Origin of the sequence: Streptomyces nanshensis (assembly GCF_001751255.1) — a bacterium.
In the GTDB taxonomy this organism is placed as follows: Bacteria; Actinomycetota; Actinomycetes; order Streptomycetales; family Streptomycetaceae; genus Streptomyces; species Streptomyces nanshensis_A.
This window is the reverse complement of record NZ_LJGW01000323.1, coordinates 1-19222: the sequence shown is the minus strand read 5'-3', so window position 1 is coordinate 19222 and position 19222 is coordinate 1. Positions and strand designations below refer to the sequence as shown.

Here is a 19222-nt window from a genome sequence, read left to right as displayed (position 1 = left end):
CCGCCTCGCAGCCGCACCGCCCGGCGCTGCCCGCCGCGCTGCTCGCCGGAGCCCGGCCGCCGCAGCCGAGCGCGCTGTCCGCGTGCACGACGTTCGGCTGGCGGGCGATGCTGAAGATCAAGCACGTGCCGGAGCAGCTCTTCGACGTCACGGCGTTCCCGGTCATGATGACGCTGATGTTCACGTATCTCTTCGGCGGTGCGCTGGCGGGCTCGACGGGCGAGTATCTCCAGTTCCTGCTGCCGGGGATCATGGTGATGAGCGTCGTGATGACGACCATGTACACCGGCGTCTCGGTCAACACCGATATCGAGAAAGGGGTGTTCGACCGCTTCCGTACGCTGCCGATCTGGCGGCCCGCGCCGATGGTCGGCTATCTCCTCGGCGACGCCTTCCGCTACACCACGGCCTCACTCGTCATCCTCGCCGTGGGCCTGGTGCTCGGCTTCCGGCCGGGCGGCGGCGCGGCGGGGGCGCTGGCGGGGATCGCGCTGCTCGTGGTGTTCTCGTTCGCCTTCTCGTGGCTGTGGACGATGTTCGGGCTGCTGCTGCGCACGGAGAAGTCGGTGATGGGCGTCAGCATGATGGTGCTCTTCCCGCTGACCTTCCTCAGCAACATCCTCGTCGAACCGCGCACGATGCCCGGCTGGCTCCAGGCGTTCGTCGAGGTCAACCCCGTGACTCATCTCGTCGCGGCCGTACGGGGGTTGATGGAGGGCCGGTGGATCGCCGCCGAGATCCTGTGGACCCTGACGGCGGCGGGCGTGCTGGCCGCGGTCTTCGGGACGCTGACGATGCGGCTCTACAACCGCAAGTGAGCCGGGCCGGGCCGCGGGCGGACCCGGCCCCGCGCCACGCGTCACACCTCACGCCTCACGCCTCACACCTCACGCCTCCAGCAGCCGCAGCGCGCTCGCGCCGTCGTCCGCGAAGGCCACCAGCTCCGACAGCGGCAGCGGCAGGAAGCCCTCCGCCTCCATCCGCGAGAGCTGCTGCCGCAGGCCGTCGTAGTAGCCCGCCGTGTTCAGCAGGACGACGGGCTTGGCGTGCATCCCGTGCTTCTTCAGCTCCAGGATCTCGGTGGCCTCGTCCAGCGTGCCCGTACCGCCGACCATGACGACGAACGCGTCGGCACGCTCCAGAAGTTGAGCCTTGCGTTCGGCGAGCGTCGCCGTGACGACCATCTCGTCCGCGTCCGCACGGGCCTTGCCGCGCAGGAACTCCACGGATATCCCCACCAGCCGTCCGCCCGCGCCCTGCACCCCGTCGGCGACGACCTTCATCAGGCCGACGTCCGATCCTCCCCACACCAGCGAATGTCCGCGCCGGCCGATAAGCTCGGCGAACTCGCGCGCCGACTCCGTGTAGACGGGGGCGAGTTCGGCCGCGGAGCAGAAGACGCAGACGTTCAGGGGGGAACTGTCCTTGGAGACCATGGACAGCAGCCTAGGGCGCGGCCTGCGCGGCCACATGGTGGTCTGCGGTGACAACGCTCTCGCACAGCGCGTCACCAAGGAACTGGCCTCGGTCTACCGGCAGCATGTGACGGTCGTCCTGCCCTCGCTGCGCGGCGGCAGCCACGGCCCGCAGATCGCCGGGCTGGCGGGCCGCCGCGGCATGTCGGTGGAGACCGTCGAGGCACGGGTGCCGGACGACCACGCGCTCATCCAGGCCGGCATCGAACGGGCCAGCGCGCTCGCGCTCACCTCCGGCGACGACCAGCTCAACATCTACATCGCCCTGCGGGCCCGCCGGATCAACCCTCAAGTGCGGCTGGTCATCCGGATGTTCAACCGCAACCTGGGCCGGTATCTGGCCGATCTGCTGGACCGGGCGGCGCTGCTGTCCGGCGCGCGCCCGTCCGGGGACGGGGACGGGGACGCCGCCGGGTCGCCCGGCGAGGTGCCGGACGCCACGACCACGGTGCTCTCCGACTCCGACACCGCCGCGCCCTCGATCGTCGCGGCGGCCGTCGTCGGCAGCGACAAGGTCATGCACGCGGACGGGCTGCTGCTGCGCGCCAAGGAGCGCACGCTGCGCACCGTCGACCGGCGCAACCCGCTGTGCACGCTCGCGCTGATGCCCGCGACGGAGGACACCCGCAACAGCGAGGGCGCGTCCGACGACAGCGACGACGAGCCGGACGAGGAGCAGCACCGCGACGTACGGCGCCGGCGCGGCGCGAGCGGCGGACGCGAGGGCGACGGCGGACCCGTACTCCTGCCGGACCAGGAGGACTTGGCCGGTCTGCCGCCGGAGCGCGAGGCGGTGGTGCTGGAGGCGATCACCCGCTCCAGCCGCACCTCGGCCGTACGGGCGCCGCGGCTGCCGCGGATGCTGGCGGTGAAGCACCTCTTCTCCCGCAGGCTGCGCTATTCGATGCTGGCGATGACGGGACTGGTGCTCGCGCTGGCCGCCGTGAACTGGTTCGTCAGCCGTGAGACGCCGCTGCACGCCGCGTACGTCACGCTCCTGGACCTCTTCGCCATCAACGACCCCAACATCGAGGAGCCGCCTGCCGAGCAGGTCCTCCAACTCCTCGCCGGACTCGCGGGGATGATGCTGCTGCCGCTGCTGCTGGCCGTCGTCCTGGAGAGCTACGGCTCGTTCCGCAAGGCGGCCGCGCTGCCGGTGCCGCCGCGCGGCCTCTCCGGGCACGTGGTGCTGGTGGGCCTCGGCAAGGTCGGCAAGCACGTCCTGGAACGGCTGCTGGAGCTGAACATCCCGGTGGTGTGCATCGAGCAGAACGAGGAGGCGCGCGGCATGGCCGTCGCCCGCCGCCACCGGGTGCCGACGCTGATCGCCGACGTCACGGACGACGGCGTGCTGGAACTGGCGAAGATCAAGCGCAGCCGCGCGCTGCTCGCGCTCACCAGCACGGACGGCATCAATCTGGAGGCCTCGCTCAACGCCCGGCAGATCAAGCCCGAACTGCGCGTCGTGATGCGGCTGTTCGACGACGCGTTCGCCGCGACGGTCTACCGCACGCTGCGCGACAGCTATCCCGCCGCGCAGACCCGCAGCCGCAGCGTCTCCGCCCTCGCGGCGCCCGCGTTCGCCGGGGCGATGATGGGCCGCCAGGTGCTCGGCTCGATCTCGGTGGGCCGCCGGGTGCTGGTCTTCGCGGCCGTCGAGGTACGGGGCAATCCGCTGTTGCAGGACCGTACGGTCGAGCAGGCCTTCCAGACGGAGTCCTGGCGGGTGGTGGCCCTGGACACCGCCTCGGAGGAGGAGCGCCGGCAGGATCTGTCGTCCGTGTCGTCCACCGGCGCGGGCGAGTTGGAGTGGCGGCTGCACCCCGGCTATGTGCTCAAGGCCGGCGACCGCGTGGTGGTCGCGGCGACCCGCCGCGGTCTGAGCAGGCTGCTCGCGGCCGGACCGGCGCAGCGCGGCTCCCGGCCCGTACGCCGGGCGGAGGGCGCCTCCGGCGACGACGCGGCCCGGCTGCCGGACCCGCGCACGCCCTGACCGCGTAACTGCCCCCGGAGACAAGCCCGGACACAAGGGGGTCCCCCCGGACCTGTGCCAGGGGGACCCGTGCCCCGCCCCGTGCGAGGGGCGGAGCGGTGCGCAAAATCGTTTCTTACAGCTTGAAGTGGAAGATCCCCCAGGTGAGTTGACGCTTGTTTCCGCCGTTGACCCAGTGTCCGAGTCCCTTCTTCATGTTGGTGAGGTACTCCGAACTCACCTTGCCGGCGATCCCGTCCTTGCCCTGGGCCTCCTGCCGCTCGGTCTCCTGGAGCACCCGCCCGTAGTGGTTGACGAGCTGTTCGCGGTGCTCCTCGAAGCCGTCGCCGCCGGCCGGGGAGAAGCCCAGCCGCGTGAGTTCACGCCGGTAGAAGCCGGGCGAGCCCATCGTGTCGAGGTGGATGCGCTGAAGGATCGGCTCCAGCACGGCCGTCGACGTGCCGTCGGCGGCCATCGGGTCGGTGAAGACAAGCTGTCCGCCCGGCCGCAGCACCCGCGCGACCTCTTCGAGCACCCGTGTGCGGTTGCCGCTGTGCAGGAACGCGTCCTGCGACCAGACGACGTCCACACTGTCGTCGGAACAGGGGATGCTCTCGAACGAGCCGTCCACGACCTCGATCTTGTCTGTCAGCCCGCGCTGCGCGTTGAGTTCGCGGTTGCGCTGGTTCTCGACCTCGCTGAGGTTGAGGGCGATGACGTGGGATCCGTAGGTCTCCGCGACGTAGCGCGCGGAGCCGCCGAACCCGGCGCCGAGGTCGAGCACGACCGACGACTCGTCCAGGTCGAGCTTCTCCGCCATGCGCTGGACCGTGCGGCGGCTGGCGTCGGCGATGGGCTCCTCGGAGCTCTCGTAGAGCCCGATGTGGATGTCCTCGCCGCCCCACACGGAGGCGTAGAACTCGTCCGCGTCGGAGGAGTTGTAGTAGGTGCGCGCCGTGCTGACGGCAGCGGAGTATGCACCTCCGCCTTCCTCGTCCATGCGGTACTCCTTCTCCGCCACGTGCACAAAGAAGTCCGGCTGTTCCTCACGGTAGGTGTGCTGGAAGTCGCCGTAGGTCTCGATGTGCTGGAATCCCACGTCGCTCATGAGCCGCCGCGTGTAATCCTTCCGCAGCGGGAACATGTTGAGGTGGTACACGGAGTTGTCGGAGAAGTTGTACCGCATGCGGCACAACCCCTCGTCCAGATACTCCGGTTCGACCGCGACGTCCTCGCCGCAGTAGTAGTACGTGTGCTTGCTGGAGAATCCTCGGTCCAGCATGGCGTCGTAGTTGCGCTGATCGAGAATGAGCACTCCGTCGTGCTTCAACATCGCGTAGAACTCGGCCAGCGCCTTGCGGCGGTCGCGCTCGGAGAACAGGTGCGTGAACGAGTTGCCGAGGCACACGATGGCGTCGTACTCCCCGTGTACGTCCCTGTTGAGCCAGCGCCAGTCCGCCTGGACGACGCGGAGTATGTGACTTCCGTTCTCCATTCCGTTCTTGAATGCCTTCGACAGCATGTCCGCGCTGCCGTCCGCACTGACGGCGTCGAAACCGGCTTCGAGCAGTCGCACCGAGTGAAACCCGGTCCCCGTTGCGACGTCGAGCACACTCTTCACGCCCCGCTTGCGCAGCAGGTCTATGAAGAAATTGCCCTCACTCTGTGAGCGCTTTTCCCAGTCGATGAGAGAATCCCACTTGTCGACGAAGCTGGGTACGTACTCCTCCGTGTAGTGGCCGGTTTCCCGGACATCGACGGGGTTCTCTCCGAATTCCTGCGTCGGTCGCGCGGTAATGGGGTACCTCCGATTTGAGAGGGTGGCCTACGGCGCGGCCGACCCGGGACGCCAAGGCTTCAGTCACGGGCACCGCGCGCTCGGACTCCAGCGCATAGCTATCCACCCTCCACCGGTTCTATGCCACCGAACCGAACGGTCGGCTGCCTGTTCGACTCAGAACCGCGCTCCTACCTGCCGGTTTGCGATCTGAGGTTTCCGGAGGCCGAGTTGCCCCGAAACCGGGGCAGTTGGGTATGCTGCATGCCCAGCTAGACAATTCGGCACACCCTGCACCGAACCCCCAAGAACGAACACCGCGAGACCACATGACCAAGAGCTCCTCGTTCAGCACGCGTGACATCGGCATAGACCTGGGCACGGCCAACACGCTTGTGTACGCGCGTGGACGCGGCATCATCCTCAACGAACCGTCCGTCGTTGCGGTCGAGTCGCGTACGGGAAAAGTGCTCGCCGTCGGTACGGAAGCAAAAGAGGCAGTGGGCCGCACTCCGGGCTCCATCACCGCCACCCGTCCTCTCAAGGGCGGCGTCATCACGGATTTCGAAGCCACCGAGGGAATGCTGCGGCATTTCATCCGCGCGGCGAGAGTGCGGCGCGGCAGAGGGCCGCGGGTCGTCGTGTGCGTACCGAGCGGGGTAACGGGCGTGGAGCGACGGGCGGTTCTCCAGACGGCCGCCCGCGCCGGTGCCCGTTCCGTGCATCTCATCGAGGAGCCCATGGCGGCGGCGATCGGCGCCGGGCTGCCGGTGCACGAGGCGCGCGGCTCGATGGTCGTCGACATCGGCGGCGGCAGCACGGAGGTCGCGATCATCTCGCTGGGCGGCACGGTCGTCACCCACTCCGCGCGGGTCGCCGGCGACGCCCTGGACGCGGCGATCGCGGCGTACATCGAGCAGCACTTCACCATGGGCGTCGGTGAACGCACCGCGGAGGACGTCAAGATGTCGCTCGGCAGCGGCGTTCCCACCCCGGTGCGCGGCCGGGACAAGGAGACCGGCATGCCCAAGACCGTGGAGCTGACCGAGGCGTCGATCCGCGAGGCCACGGAGAAGCCGGTCGCGGCGATCGTCGACGCGGTGCGCGCCGCGTTCGACGCCTGTCCCCCGGAGCTGTACGGGGACATCATGGAGCGCGGCATCGTACTGACGGGCGGCGGCGCCCTGTTGCACGGTCTGGACGAGCGGCTGGGCAAGGAGACGGGCATGCCGGTCTATGTCGCCGAGGAGCCGCTGAGCTGTGTGGCGGTGGGCACGGGCCGCTGTCTGGAGGAGTTCGACAAGCTGGAGAAGGTCTTCAGCGGCACGGTCCAGGGGGTCTGACACCGCGCGGTCGCCCGGCACCGGCGTACGGGCACGACGGGGCGCGGGCTGCGGGCCGTCTGCCCGTACGCCCCGAACTCCGCGCCCGTCAGGCCCGGTTGGCGCCCTCCGGCACGGTCTCCCGGCGCGCGCGCCGCGTCGTCGCGATCGTCGCCGAACCGATCACCCGGGTGCCGTCGTAGAGCACGACGGCCTGGCCCGGTGCCACGCCGCGCACGGGTTCGGTGAAGCGCAGATGCAACTCGGCGCCGTCGGCGGCCGGTTCGGCCGTCACCTCCGTCTCGCCGCCGTGCGCGCGCAGTTGGGCCGTGTACGTACCGGGTCCGGCCGGTGCGGTGCCGCACCAGCGCGGTCGTACGGCCGTCAGCTCCGCCACGTCGAGCGAGGCCGCCGGGCCGACGGTGACGGTGTTGTCGACGGGCGAGATGTCCAGCACGTAGCGCGGCTTGCCGTCCGGCGCCGGGTGCCCGATGCGCAGGCCCTTGCGCTGGCCGACGGTGAAGCCGTACGCGCCCTCGTGGGTGCCGAGCTTGTGGCCGTCCTCGTCGAGGATGTCGCCCTCGGAGGTGCCCAGACGGCGGGCGAGGAAGCCCTGGGTGTCGCCGTCGGCGATGAAGCAGATGTCGTGGCTGTCGGGCTTCTTGGCGACGGCGAGACCGCGCCGCTCGGCCTCCGCCCGGATCTCGTCCTTGCTGGTGAGGGTGTCGCCGAGCGGGAACATGGCGTGCGCGAGCTGACGGGCGTCGAGCACACCCAGCACATAGCTCTGGTCCTTCGCGGCGTCGCTCGCGCGGTGCAGTTCGCGGCTGCCGTCGTCGCGGGTGACGACCGTGGCGTAGTGGCCGGTGCACACCGCGTCGAAGCCCAGGGCCAGCGCCTTGTCCAGCAGCGCCGCGAACTTGATCTTCTCGTTGCAGCGCAGACACGGGTTGGGGGTGCGCCCCGCCTCGTACTCGGCGACGAAGTCCTCGACGACGTCCTCACGGAAGCGCTCGGCCAGATCCCATACGTAGAAGGGGATGCCGATGACGTCGGCGGCGCGGCGCGCGTCGTGGGAGTCCTCGATCGTGCAGCAACCGCGGGCGCCCGTACGGAAGGACTTCGGGTTGGCGGACAGGGCCAGGTGCACACCGGTCACGTCGTGGCCCGCCTCGGCGGCGCGGGCGGCGGCCACGGCGGAGTCCACGCCGCCGGACATGGCGGCGAGCACCCGCAGCCGGGGGGCGCCCTCGCCCTCGTCGGGCGCCGGGCGGGGGCCCGGAGCGTCGGGCCGGGGGCTGCTGGAAGCGTCAGTCATAACCCGTCCAGGGTAGACGCAGCGGCCGCCGCTCCGTGGGCGAGGAGGGGCCTCGGGGCACGGGCCCCGCACGGAACCGGTGCGGAACCGACGCGGAACCGGGGCGGCGCCGGCGTGCGTTGGCACAGTCATGGAACCGATCTCTCGGCGCAGACTGCTCATCGGCGGCGGCACGGCCGTGACGCTGGCCACCGTCGCCGCTGTGAACTGGGACGACACCTCACGTCTGTGGTGGCGGGTGCCGGGAGTGGACAAACCGCGCAAGGACGGCGAGGTCGATCACCGCGGAGCGCACTGGATCGCCGCCTCGGAGGCGAATCTGCGCTCCGCGGACCGCCCCGCCGACTACGTGATCGACCGCGTCGTGATCCATGTGACGCAGAGCGACTTCCGTACGGCCGTGAAGGTCTTCCGCGATCCGCTGCACGCCTCCGCCGCGCACTATGTCGTACGGGCGAGCGACGGGCGGACGGTCCAGATGGTGCGGGAGCTGGACGTCGCCTACCACGCGGGAAACCGCAGCTACAACGAGCGCAGCATAGGCATCGAGCACGAGGGCTTCGTCGACCGGCCGCAGAACTTCACGGAGGCGATGTACCTCTCCTCGGCCCGGCTGACGGCGGACATATGCAAGCGCTACGGCATCCCCGTCGACCGCGGGCACATCGTCGGCCACAACGAGGTCCCCGGCGCCGACCACACCGATCCGGGGCCGCACTGGGACTGGAAGCGCTACATCCGCTACGTCCGCGAGGCGCGCGACGCCTCCTCCGGCTCGGGCTCCGGCTCCTCCGGGAAGGCGTCCCCCGGGAAGGCGTGAACGGCTCGGCTGGCCCGCCCCGTACGAACGGCCCGCGGGGCGGAGCCCCGTACAAGCCGCACGGCGGGGCGGGCCCGCCCGCGTCAACGGCGGGCCGGGAACTCCACGACCTGCTGGTAGGTCGGCCGGTTCTGCCAGGCGATGCGCGGCACGGTGATGCCGCCCATCGCGCGGTGCACGATCGAGTCGGCGCACACCTGGTCGCCGGCGTCGCACTCCTTGTCGCCGGGATAGGTCTTCTCGGCGGGCGTCGCGGCGGCCTCACCGAGCGTCCGCAGCAGCATCGTCCGGCACTCGGCGAGCGAACCGCCGCCGCAGTACGGCCTGTCCAGGGGCGAGCGGACGTCCTCGCCCTGCACCGTCCGCAGGTCCTTGTCGACGAACGACCACCAGCCGTGCTGGAGCGCCGAGCCCTTGTGCGGCTGGCTCGCGCCGACGCCGCCCGCGCCGTCGTCGCCGCCACCGCCGCTGTTCTGGCCGCCGGACGGCGACTCGTTGACGGGGGCGAGCGAACTGAGCGACGTGTAGAGCTCGTCACCGAGGCGGGGCTTGAACTCGCCCTCCACCAGCAGCGGCCACCAGGCGTCCAGCACCCTGATCGCCTCGGCGTGTGCGTAGACGCCGTCGTCCTTCGCGGCCTCGCGGCGCTGTGCGCCGGACTTCTCCCACTCCCGCAACTGCCCGACCGTGCGGGCCAGTTCGGGGTCGGTCACCTCGGAGGAGCCGATGACGTCGAGGAGTTCGGGCAGCACCTTCTCCGCGCGCAGGTCGGCCGACGCGGCCTCCTCCATCGCACCGACCAGCTTCGCCCGCGTGACCGAGCCCTCCTTCACCAGCTTCGCGACCCTGGTGTCGAGCAGATCGCCGCGGTGCACGGAGCCGTTGCCCCAGCCGGCGGAGAAGCCCTTGGCCTGCTTGTTGTTCCAGCTCACCGAGTAGTCCTGGTCGAGGGACTGCGGATGCTCGGCGGGCGGTGTGACGGCGGAGGTGTTGGCCTCGGGGTCCCAGTCCTTCCACTCGTACGCCGTCCCGGCCCGTATCGGCTGGTCGGGGTCGGTGTTCTTCGAACGGACGGGATTGTCACCGGAGTTGTAGTAGGCGGTGTGGTCGGCGTCCGCGTAGAACCAGTTGAAGGTGTAGCCCACGTCGCGGGCGGCCTTCTGGAAGCTGCGCGCGGAGGTCACCGCCGACGGGTCGTTGAACTTCTGGAAGCCGATCACCGAGTCCGCGTCGTGGTGGTAGGTCGAGCGCAGCGCCGTGAAGGCGACCGGCTTGCCGTCGACCTTCCCCGTGTGGCTGACCAGCCCGTACGCCGAGCGCAGGCTCACCACGTCGTACGAGCCCGCCTTCGTGCCGTCGGCGAGGGTGGGCTTCCACTCGTTGTGCTGGGAGAGGCGGTCGAACGGCGTGCACTCGCCGTGCAGCAGATAGCTCTTCGACTCCGTCGTGGGCTTCGCCCCGGACTTCTCGCAGAGTTCGACGGCGAAGGTGTCGGTGATGTCCTGGCTCGCGGAGGTCGCGCTCCAGGAGTAGTCGAGGCCGCGGCCGAGTTCGACGTAGAAGCTGAGGCCGGGGAAGGAGGCGCCGCGTGCGCGCAGCCCCGGGCCGTCCAGCTCCTGCACCATCATGATCTGCGGCGCGTAGTAGCCGGTCTGCGGACCGTAGACGGCGACGGGGTGGCCGGAGGCGGTGTGCTTGCCGGAGACCACGAGGGCGTTGGACATGCCGCGCTTGCCGCTGATCAGATCGGCGGGCAGCACGCCCTCCTTCTCCCTCTTCGAGTCGGTCTTGGCCGTGCCCTCGGTATCGGCGCCGGCCTTGGCGTTGCCGGTCTTGGCCTCCTGGCCCGTCCCCTCCTCGTTCTGCGCGTGGTCGTAGGCGGTGACCGAACCGTCCTCGGGGGTGGCCACGCCGCGCGGCGCCTCGGGCGACTGCGCGTACGGAAACTCCTTGTCCCGTACGGTCGTTGTGGCCTCGCTGTCGTTCTGCGCCCGCCACGCGCTGTACGCCTTCTCGCCCGCGGCCTGCCCGTACTGCTTCTGGAAGGCCAGCTTCGCGAGGGCGTTGCCGACCTCGCCACCGCCGCCGTTGCCGAAGATCGCGCCGATCACGGAGGCGATGGCGACGACGTCGGTGACGGTGAACTCCTCGATCTTCGAGCCGTGTCCGGTCAGGACGTACTCGCCCGGGTAGTTCAGCGCGTGGACGGTGTCGTCGATGTAGGCGTTGATGCCGCCGACGTAGCTCTTGATGTCCTCGTACGCGCGCGCTCCCCGTTCGCCGGAGCCGCGGATCCGCTCGACCTGCCGCTCCAAGTCGGCCTCCGTGTACGGCGCGACGGCCCAGAGGCTCTGCTCCAGTTCGCGGTTGCCCTCGGCGCCGCCCGCGAAGGAGGAGAGCTTGCCGCGTCCGACGTGCCGCAGGACGTCGATGAGCCACAACCGGTCCTGGCCCGCGGCGTATCCGGCGCCGAACTCCGTACCGGCGCGCGTCGTGCCCTTGATGTGCGGGGTGCCGGTGGCCTTGTCGCGGGTGATGGTGACGTCGTCGCGGGGCGAGGTGACCTTCTCGACCTGGTCCTCGGGCACGCCGAAGGAGGCGTCGTTGAAGTAGTCGGCGAGCTTCTCGTCGCTCAGCCCTGAGTACTCGTGCAACAGCTTGTCGTACGGCTCGAGTTGGTCGGCGGAGTGCTTCGGACGGGTGCCGATCGCCTTGTGCAGCAGGATCGCGGCGAGGGTGGCGTGGCCGTTCTCGCCGGCGGGGAGGATGTCGCGGCACTGGCCACGGCAGGGGTCCTCCGCGCGCGTCTGCCCGCCGGAGCCCGCGCCGGCGGCGAACGCCGGTGCGCTGCCCAGCAGCGGGGCGAGCAGCGCGGCCGTGGCGACGGCGGCCAGAGCCCTGCGCATCCTCGGCCCGCGCCGGCCCGCGAACCGTACGGGAGAGCCACCGCGGATCCAGGAGCGGAAGCGGGACGAGAGACGTTCCCGGGTAGAGGCAAGTTCCGGGGAACGCGCCCGGAGGCGGGTCCGGGAGCGGGCCCACGAGCGGGCCGAAGCACGGGACGACGCACGGGAGTTGATCACCGGTATCTCCTGTGGGGTGAGACGCGGCAGCGTGCGCCGAACGTTAACCCTCGTTACTACCCCTGGGTAGAGGCGTGGACGGCGCTGCTCACACACGGCGCAAAACAGCCGCTCCCCGCGCCGGAAAAGGCGCGGAGAGCGGCCCGTACGTCCCGCCGGAGGGCGGCAGTTCAGCCGGCGTCGTAGCTGAGCACCCCGGCCCGGCGGAAGTTGGCGTCGCCGTAGGCGCCGAGTTCGATGACGCCGACGCTCCACACCTGGCGCGTACCGGGCACCAGCACCGTCTCGGAGGGCCAGAAGCGCTGCTTCTTGTCGACCTCCTCGACCTTGCCCGACCGTCCCGGCACCGGCTTGTGCCGGGCGATCTCGTGGAGCGTGCCGTCCTTCGTCATGTGCCAGTAACGGCCCAGCACCAGACCGCCGTCGCCGTCGGAGGCGGTCTCCAGCGACGCCTTCTCGGTGGCCTTCGCGGGGGCCTTCGCCCACTTCTCGCCGTCCCAGCGGAGCAGGATGTTCTCCTCTTCCGGCTCGGGGCCGCCCTCACCGTGGTTGAAGGTGTGCGTGCCCACGGCCCACACCTCCTTGCCGGAGACCGTCACGACCGAGTCCAGGCTCGCGGTCTCCTCCGGCGGCGACGGGTCCGGGAAGCGGTACTCGGGCGTCTCGGTGGTCTTCCACTCCGTGCCGTCCCAGTGCATGGCGGCGGGCTGGCTCATGGGGCCGCCGTCGCTGTCGTCGGTGTCGCGGTAGCCGACGGCCCATACGTCCCCGGAGCCGGTGCCGGACACGGACGTCGCGTTCTGGGGAAGCTGCGACGTGCTCCACTTCTTCCCGTCCCAGTGGTGGGCCTTCTTCTCCCCGCCGAGCAGCCAGACGTCGTCGGCGGCGAGGACGGCGGCCGACCGCTGTCCGCCCCAGGCGTTGTCCGAGGCGGGCGCCTTCACCGACTGCCAGGTCTTCCCGTCCCAGCGGAACGCGACGGGCTTGTTCTCACCGGCCGTGCTGCGCCCGAACAGCCAGACGTTGTCCGGGCTCGACCCCTCGATCTGGGTGAGGGCGGCCTTCTCCGCACCCTCGGGGAGCGTGCTCTGCGCCCACTTCCCGTCCGTACGGTGCAGCAGCACCGGCTTCGGATCGCCGGTTCCGTCGTCGTTCTGCGACGTGCCGACGGCCCAGCCCTCGTCCTCCGACAGCGCCGTCACATCGGTCAACTCCGCGCTCAGCGACGTGCTGTAGTACGCGACCCGCATCGACGACGCGGCCGCCGGTGCGGATGACGATGCGGACGCCGGCGCCTGCTGCGACGAGCCGGTCTCGCTGCCGAAGGCGGTCTGGTAGCCGACTCCCACCAGCGCGGCCACGGCGAGCGCCGCCGCGGCTCTGAGGTGCAACCTCTTCATGCTTCCCCTCTGAAATGGCGTGGTCCTGACGCGCGCGGCCCCGTCGAGGCGGAGACTTACCCGCCTCGTCCTGCTGCCGTTCCCGTCGCGCGCACTCCCCCGTACGGTCAACTGACCGGACGAGCGCACACCGCCCGCCAGTTGCACTTCCGGCGGGCCGAACCGTCAGACGCGGAAGATCGAGCCGACGTACTCCGTCAGCAGCCGCTCCTTGAGCGCCGCGGGCAGCACGTCGAGCAGGGCGAGGACACCGGCCATGCGCACCGGGGCGCCGGAACCGGGGCCGGGAGCCGCGCCGTCGGGGCCGTCGGCACCGGAACCGGGGCCCTCGTCCGTACCGGTGTCGTCCGTGGTGCCGCCGCCCTCTGCGCCGAGTCCCGCGTACGCGAGCACCGCCGCGACCTCGTCGGGGCCGAGCGTGTCGGGGTCCAACTCCTGGGCGAGGCGGGCCAGTTGCGGGTCGACCGTGACCGGCGGGAGCGCGCGGGCGGCGGCCAGCGCCTCGCGGAGGTCGCCGAGCAGTGCGTCGACCTGGTCGGCGGTGGCCGGGGTCAGGGTGAGATGGAGATTGGGCGGCATGCCGTCGAAGCCGAGCTGCGGCTGGAGATACCAGCCGCGTATCCGCATCTCGTCGGCCAGATGCAGGACGAGGCTCAAGTCCCCTTCGCCGGACGGCCGTTCACCGTCCGTATCGGAGTGGGCATCCCCGTCCCCGTCTCCGTCTCCGTCCCCGCCCCCGCCCAGCGTGAGCGCGATCAGCCCCGCCGACGGCGACCCCAGCACCCGTACGCCCTCGATCGCCCCGAGCCCCGCCAGCAGCCGGTCCGACGCGTCCGCGATCCGCCGCGCGAGCGCCGCGTACCCGTCGTCCCCGACGTGCCGCAGCACCGCCCACGCCTGGGCGAGCAGCCCCGCCGGCTTGGTGCCCTGCGCGGTCGGGTTGACGACGGGATAGCCCGGCCACCCGGCGTGCGCGAAGTACTGGTGGCGGCGCAGCTCCGCGTCCCGGTAGAGCACCACGGACGCGCCCTTGTCCGCGTACCCGTACTTGTGCAGGTCGACCGAGAGCGAGGTGACACCCCTCAACGTCATCTCGAACGGCGGCACTTGGCGTCCGGCGCGGCGCAGATACGGCAGCAGCCAGCCGCCGATGCAGGCGTCGACATGGCACAGCACGCCCTTCTCGGCCGCGGCGAACGCGATCCGCTCGACCGGGTCGAGCACGCCGTGCGCGTAGGAGGGGGCGGAGGCGACCACCAGCACCGTCCGCTCGTCGCTCGCCTCGTCCATCGCGGCGGCGTCGGCCCGGAAGGTCTCCGGGTCGACGGGCACGACCACCGGCTCGACCCCGAGATAGGCGGCCGCCTTGTGGAACGCGGCGTGCGCGGTGGACGGCAGGACCATGCGGGGCTCCCGCACCCCGCGTACGGCGCGGGCGTGGTCGCGTGCCGTCTTCACCGCGAGCAGGATGCTCTCGGTGCCGCCGCTGGTGAACGTGCCCTGCGCGCCGGGGGCGCCGAGCAGCGCGACGACGCTGCGCACCACGTCGTTCTCCAGCCGGGCCACGCTCGGAAAGACCGTCATGTCCAGGCCGTTGACGGTCGCGTACGTGGAATAGGCCGCGGCCGCGAGGTCGTCGAGGCCCTCCAGTCCCGCGTCGTAGACGTAGGCGAAGGTGCGTCCGCCGCGGGTGGGTGCGTCCGCCCCGCGCAGCGCGCGCAGTCCGGCGAGCACATCGTCCGCGGGACGTCCCGGGGGCAGGCCGGGCGGTCCGGGCGGTCCCGCGGCGGAACCCGTCTCCTCGCCGGAGGGTCGCGGTGTCGAGTCAGCGGTCACGGTCTCTCTCGTCCTCCGGCGGCTCGGCAGGGTCTTCGGCAGGGACTTCGGCAGGGACTTCGGCAGGGACTTCGGCAGGGGCAGGGGAAGCGGAAGCGGGAGCGTCGGGCACCGGGTCCTCCCGGTACCGGTGCAGCAGCCAGATGCTGACGAGCGCGAACGCGGCGGGCACCAGGCTCATTCCGAGAGCGATGCCGGTCACCGCCGAGGCGGGCTGGTCCACGGCGTGCGCGGCGTCGGAGGAGCGGAAGCCCGTGACGGCCAGCACGGCGGCGAAGGCTCCCGCGCCGAGCGCGAAGGCCAGCGTCTCCGACGCGGTCCACAGCCCGGTGAACGTCGCGGCACGCTGCCGCCCCGTACGCGCGGCGTCGGCGACGAGGGTGTCGGCGAGCATCCGCAGCGGCAGCAACTGCAGCCCGCCGTAGGCGACTCCGACCAGGGCCACCGTCGCGTACGCGGGCCACGCGCCGCCCCACGGGGTGAGGGCCAGCACCACCGTCGCCGCGAAGAACAGCCAACTGGCCCAGAACTGCGCGTACTTGACGCCACGCGCCCGCGCGAGCCGGTTCCACACCGGCATCACGAGCGCCAACGGGCCGATGAGACAGATGAAGAGCGGCGTCACGGCGTCCGCCGAGCCGAGGACGTACGTGGCGAAGTACTGCACTCCCGCCAGCATCACGCCGACCGCCAGCGCCTGCGCCGTCCACATGCCCGCGAGATAGAGGAACGGCCTGTTGCCGCGTGCCGCCGTGAGCTGTGCCCGCAGCGAGGGCTCGGCCGTGGTGTGGGCGACGGCGGGCGCCTTCCCGGTGCCCCACCACGACGCGAACATCCCGCAGGCGAGCAGGAGCGCCACGGCAACGCCCATCGTCCGGTAGCCACTCGGGGTGTCGCCGTTCGCGTGGGCGATCGCCGGGGCCACCGCCCCGGACACCAGGATCGCCGCCCCCAGGAAGCCCACCCGCCAGGCCAGCAGCCGTCCGCGCTCGCCCGTGTCGTGCGTCATCTCCGCCGGCATCACCACGTACGGGACCTGGAAGACGGCGTAGGCGGTCGCGGCCAGCATGAACAGCGCCGCCACATAGGCGGCCGCCGCCGTCCCGCGCAGCGGCGGCGCCGCGAAGATCAGCGCGAACAGCGGCGGCAGCGTGCACGCCCCGATCAGCAGGAACGGGCGGCGCGGACCGCCCCGCAGCCGGCTGCGGTCGCACACGACACCGACGACGGGGTTGATCAGTACGTCCCACACCTTGGGGATGAAGAGGGCGACGCCGGCGGTCGCCGCCGGGACGGCCATGACGTTGGTGAGGTAGTAGAGCAGCAGCAGACCGGGCACCGTCGCGAACGTCCCGGTGCACAGCGAGCCGAGTCCGTATCCGGTGCGTACCGACGCGGGCAGCGGCCCGGCGGCCACCGTCCCGTCCTGCCCGACGCCACTGCTCACGCCACTCCTCCGGTGTCCGCCCGACCGGGCGGGGCCGCGGTCGGTGCCTCAGTCAACGGCACGGGAGGTCCGGCGTCCAGAGGTGGGCCGGGCTGTGGACGGACGGAGCGGAGCAGGCGGAGCAGGCGGAGCCGGCGTCGGGCCGGCGCCGGGTCAGCCGCGCGTCAGGTCAGGCCCGCGCCGCGCGCCCGCTCCACCGCGGGCCCGATCGCCGTCGCGAGCGCCTCGACGTCCGCCTCGGTCGAGGTGTGCCCGAGCGAGAAGCGCAGCGTGCCCCGCGCGAGATCGGGGTCCGCGCCCGTTGCGAGAAGCACATGGCTGGGCTGGGCCACGCCCGCCGTACACGCGGAGCCCGTCGAGCACTCGATGCCCTGTGCGTCCAGCAGAAGCAGCAGCGAATCGCCCTCGCAGCCGGGGAAGGAGAAGTGCGCGTTGCCGGGCAGCCGTCCGGCCGGGTCGGGGTCGCCGTTGAGCACGGCCGTGGGCACCTGCTCACGGACGCGCCGGATCAGCCCGTCCCGCAGTGCGCCGATGTCCCGCTCGAACAACGGCCGCCGCTCGGCGGCCAGTTCGGCGGCGGTGGCGAAGGCGGCGACGGCGGGCACGTCGAGCGTCCCCGACCGCACCTCGCGCTCCTGGCCGCCGCCGTGCAGCAGCGGTACGGGCGTCTGTTCGCGCCGCAGCAGCAGGGCGCCCACCCCGTACGGGCCGCCGATCTTGTGGCCGGTCAGCGTCAGCGCGGCGAGCCCGGACGCGGCGAAGTCCACCTCGGCCTGGCCGACGGCCTGCACCGCGTCCGAGTGCAACGGGACGCCGAACTCGGCGGCGGCGCCCGCCAGTTCGGCCACGGGCATGGTGGTGCCGATCTCGTTGTTGGCCCACATCACCGTCGCCAGGGCGACGCTGCCGGGGTCGCGTGCGATCGCCTCGCGAAGCGCCTCCGCGTGCACCCGCCCGTACGCGTCGACGGGCAGCCACTCCACCTCCGCGCCCTCGTGCTCCGCCAGCCACTCCACCGTGTCCAGGACGGCGTGGTGTTCGACGGGGCTGGCGAGGATGCGCCGGCGGCCCGGATCGGCGTCTCTGCGCGACCAGTACAGGCCCTTGACGGCGAGATTGTCCGCCTCGGTGCCGCCCGCGGTGAAGACGACCTCGCTGGGGCGCGCACCGAGCGACGCGGCGATCGCCTCCCGCGACTCCTCGACGGTGCGCCGGGCACGGCGCCCGGATCCGTGCAGCGAGGAGGCGTTGCCGGTGACGGCGAGATGGGCAGTCATCGTCTGCACCGCCTCGGGCACCATGGGGGTGGTGGCGGCGTGATCGAGGTAGGCGGAGCGGGCCATGATTCCTCGATTCTACGTAGGGGGCATTCGGCCCGCGTACGACGGGATACCGGACGGCGGTCTCGCGCCGGGCGACGGGCGCGGACACCCTCTTCCCGGCCCCGCCAGGGCTGTTACTGTTCCTGGCGGCCGCTACCGGCGCGGCGCAATCGGGCACAGCCCGTGACAACACCCGTACGTGCGGCCGTATTCCACGCGCGGCACACGCGGCGGGCGGCACGGTCTCCCCGTGGGTACGCGAGGCACAGCAGAACAGGGGCAGGGGGGGTGTGGCGCGATGCCACAAGTACGGGTCCTGGGCAAGGGCGCGCGTATCACCGGAGGGATCTTCTGCCTCCTCTACGCGCTGCACACATGGATCTGGGTGCTCCGCGACGTACTGGAACTGGGCTTCGAGAGTACCTGGAAGGTGTGGACGGGAGCCCTCGGTCCCACCGCCGCCGGTCTGACGGACATCCCCGCGACCACCGCCGACGACCTCGGTCTCGGCCTGCTCCAGGTCGCCGCCGCCTTCGCCGCGTTCACGGGCGCGTGGACGGCGGGCGGGCTGATGGCCGTGACGACGGCGCTGACCCTGGCCTGGCGACTGCCGGTGATCTGGCACGCGGGCCTGCACTCGGAGTCCTCGCCCTACTACACGCTTCAGGGCTTCTTCAACGACCCGTCCCTGGACGCGGCTTGGGTGAGCTGCCTGTGGACGGTGCTGTTCTGCGTACCGCTCGCGATCGTGCTCATGGCGGGGCTGCGGCGGTGGACGGGACCGTCCGTGCCGCCCGGTCAGTCGGGCGGCACCGGCCTTCCCGGCTCTCCGTACGCAGGCTCTCCGTACGCATCGCCGGCCCCGCCGGCTCCGGCGGAACCGCCCCTGCCGCCGCTGCCCGGTGAGTCGCCGCAGCGGCCGGTCCCGGCGCACGCGGTCGTGGGAGCGGTCTTCTTCGGGCTCGTCGTGCTCTTCGACATCGGCTGGAGCATCCAGGCGGCCTTCTCGGAGGGCGGCGGTTTCTGGGTCCGGCTCGTCACCGGCGAGGGCACCGTCAGCACACTGCTGGACGTCTCCCCCGGCTGGGACTGGTGCGTCCTGATCGTCCTCGGCACCGTCGCCGCCGGGCTGGCCATGGCCCGTACGGTCTCCGCGCGGGGCTTCACGCTGGGGCTCGCCGTGGCGCTCGCTCCGCAGGCGATCACCGTGCTGTGGGGCTGGCTCGCGTCGGGCGTCTTCTTCGAACTCGGCGATGCGGCACCGGTGTCGGGCGCCTTCAGCCGTATCCAGTTGCTGATCACGCTCGCCGGGACGCTGACGCTGATCGTGCTGGCGATGCGCCCCGGCGTACCGGTACCGCCCGGGGCCGCGCCCGCACCGGGGGCGACGGCGGGGGCTCCGGCGGGCTGGCCGCCGCAGCAGCAGCCGGGACAGCCCTACGGTCAGCCG

Annotated in this window: 13 protein-coding genes; 5 read left to right on the top strand and 8 right to left on the bottom strand. The window is 71.5% G+C overall.

All coding sequences use genetic code 11. The annotated features are described in order from the left end of the window. Nucleotides 1-26 precede the first annotated feature (26 nt). Nucleotides 27-818, top strand: coding sequence for an ABC transporter permease (locus tag AN218_RS19025; protein WP_070018085.1), 792 nt, complete (start codon nucleotides 27-29; stop codon nucleotides 816-818). Nucleotides 819-887: 69 nt separating this feature from the next. Here AN218_RS19025 and AN218_RS19020 read toward each other — a convergent pair whose 3' ends face one another. Next, nucleotides 888-1412 carry an LOG family protein gene (locus AN218_RS19020; protein WP_070018084.1) on the bottom strand — a complete coding sequence of 175 codons (525 nt, stop codon included), beginning with the start codon at nucleotides 1410-1412 and terminating at the stop codon, nucleotides 888-890. Between the two features lie 22 nt (nucleotides 1413-1434). Here AN218_RS19020 and AN218_RS19015 point away from each other — a divergent pair, with 22 nt between their 5' ends. Beyond that, complete coding sequence (locus AN218_RS19015; RefSeq protein ID WP_338059629.1) at nucleotides 1435-3468, top strand: NAD-binding protein; 2034 nt, start codon at nucleotides 1435-1437, stop codon at nucleotides 3466-3468. Nucleotides 3469-3583: 115 nt separating this feature from the next. Here the strand turns inward: AN218_RS19015 and AN218_RS19010 are convergent, their stop codons facing one another. Then, nucleotides 3584-5245 carry a glycine/sarcosine N-methyltransferase gene (locus AN218_RS19010; RefSeq protein WP_171908717.1) on the bottom strand — a complete coding sequence of 554 codons (1662 nt, stop codon included), beginning with the start codon at nucleotides 5243-5245 and terminating at the stop codon, nucleotides 3584-3586. A gap of 308 nt (nucleotides 5246-5553) precedes the next feature. Here AN218_RS19010 and AN218_RS19005 point away from each other — a divergent pair, with 308 nt between their 5' ends. Then, nucleotides 5554-6567: a rod shape-determining protein gene (locus AN218_RS19005; protein ID WP_070018079.1), complete on the top strand. Its 1014-nt coding sequence runs from the start codon at nucleotides 5554-5556 to the stop codon at nucleotides 6565-6567. A gap of 88 nt (nucleotides 6568-6655) precedes the next feature. On the opposite strand, the gene mnmA is transcribed toward AN218_RS19005, so the two are convergent. Continuing rightward, nucleotides 6656-7864 carry a tRNA 2-thiouridine(34) synthase MnmA gene (gene mnmA / locus AN218_RS19000; RefSeq protein ID WP_107421504.1) on the bottom strand — a complete coding sequence of 403 codons (1209 nt, stop codon included), beginning with the start codon at nucleotides 7862-7864 and terminating at the stop codon, nucleotides 6656-6658. Nucleotides 7865-7994: 130 nt separating this feature from the next. Here mnmA and AN218_RS18995 point away from each other — a divergent pair, with 130 nt between their 5' ends. Then, the gene (locus tag AN218_RS18995; RefSeq protein ID WP_070018078.1) at nucleotides 7995-8684 is read left to right on the top strand and encodes an N-acetylmuramoyl-L-alanine amidase; all 690 of its coding nucleotides are present in this window, start codon (nucleotides 7995-7997) and stop codon (nucleotides 8682-8684) included. A gap of 83 nt (nucleotides 8685-8767) precedes the next feature. Here AN218_RS18995 and AN218_RS18990 read toward each other — a convergent pair whose 3' ends face one another. The 5 genes from AN218_RS18990 to AN218_RS18970 form a co-directional block, all read right to left on the bottom strand. After that, nucleotides 8768-11590 (bottom strand): penicillin acylase family protein, encoded by a 2823-nt coding sequence (locus tag AN218_RS18990; protein WP_070018077.1) that lies wholly within the window; start codon nucleotides 11588-11590, stop codon nucleotides 8768-8770. Between the two features lie 347 nt (nucleotides 11591-11937). After that, nucleotides 11938-13167 (bottom strand): hypothetical protein, encoded by a 1230-nt coding sequence (locus tag AN218_RS18985; protein WP_070018076.1) that lies wholly within the window; start codon nucleotides 13165-13167, stop codon nucleotides 11938-11940. Nucleotides 13168-13332: 165 nt separating this feature from the next. Further along, nucleotides 13333-14928 (bottom strand): pyridoxal phosphate-dependent decarboxylase family protein, encoded by a 1596-nt coding sequence (locus AN218_RS18980; RefSeq protein ID WP_070018082.1) that lies wholly within the window; start codon nucleotides 14926-14928, stop codon nucleotides 13333-13335. Between the two features lie 64 nt (nucleotides 14929-14992). Then, nucleotides 14993-16450 carry an MFS transporter gene (locus AN218_RS18975; RefSeq protein ID WP_244900527.1) on the bottom strand — a complete coding sequence of 486 codons (1458 nt, stop codon included), beginning with the start codon at nucleotides 16448-16450 and terminating at the stop codon, nucleotides 14993-14995. 164 nt (nucleotides 16451-16614) lie between these two features. Beyond that, entirely contained in the window at nucleotides 16615-17793 is a 1179-nt protein-coding gene (locus AN218_RS18970) for a cysteine desulfurase family protein (RefSeq protein WP_070018075.1), read from the bottom strand. A 277-nt stretch (nucleotides 17794-18070) separates the two neighbouring features. On the opposite strand from AN218_RS18970, the gene AN218_RS18965 reads away from it, so the two are divergent. Then, on the top strand, nucleotides 18071-19222 hold a 1152-nt coding region (locus tag AN218_RS18965; RefSeq protein ID WP_070018074.1), incomplete at its 3' end, for a hypothetical protein.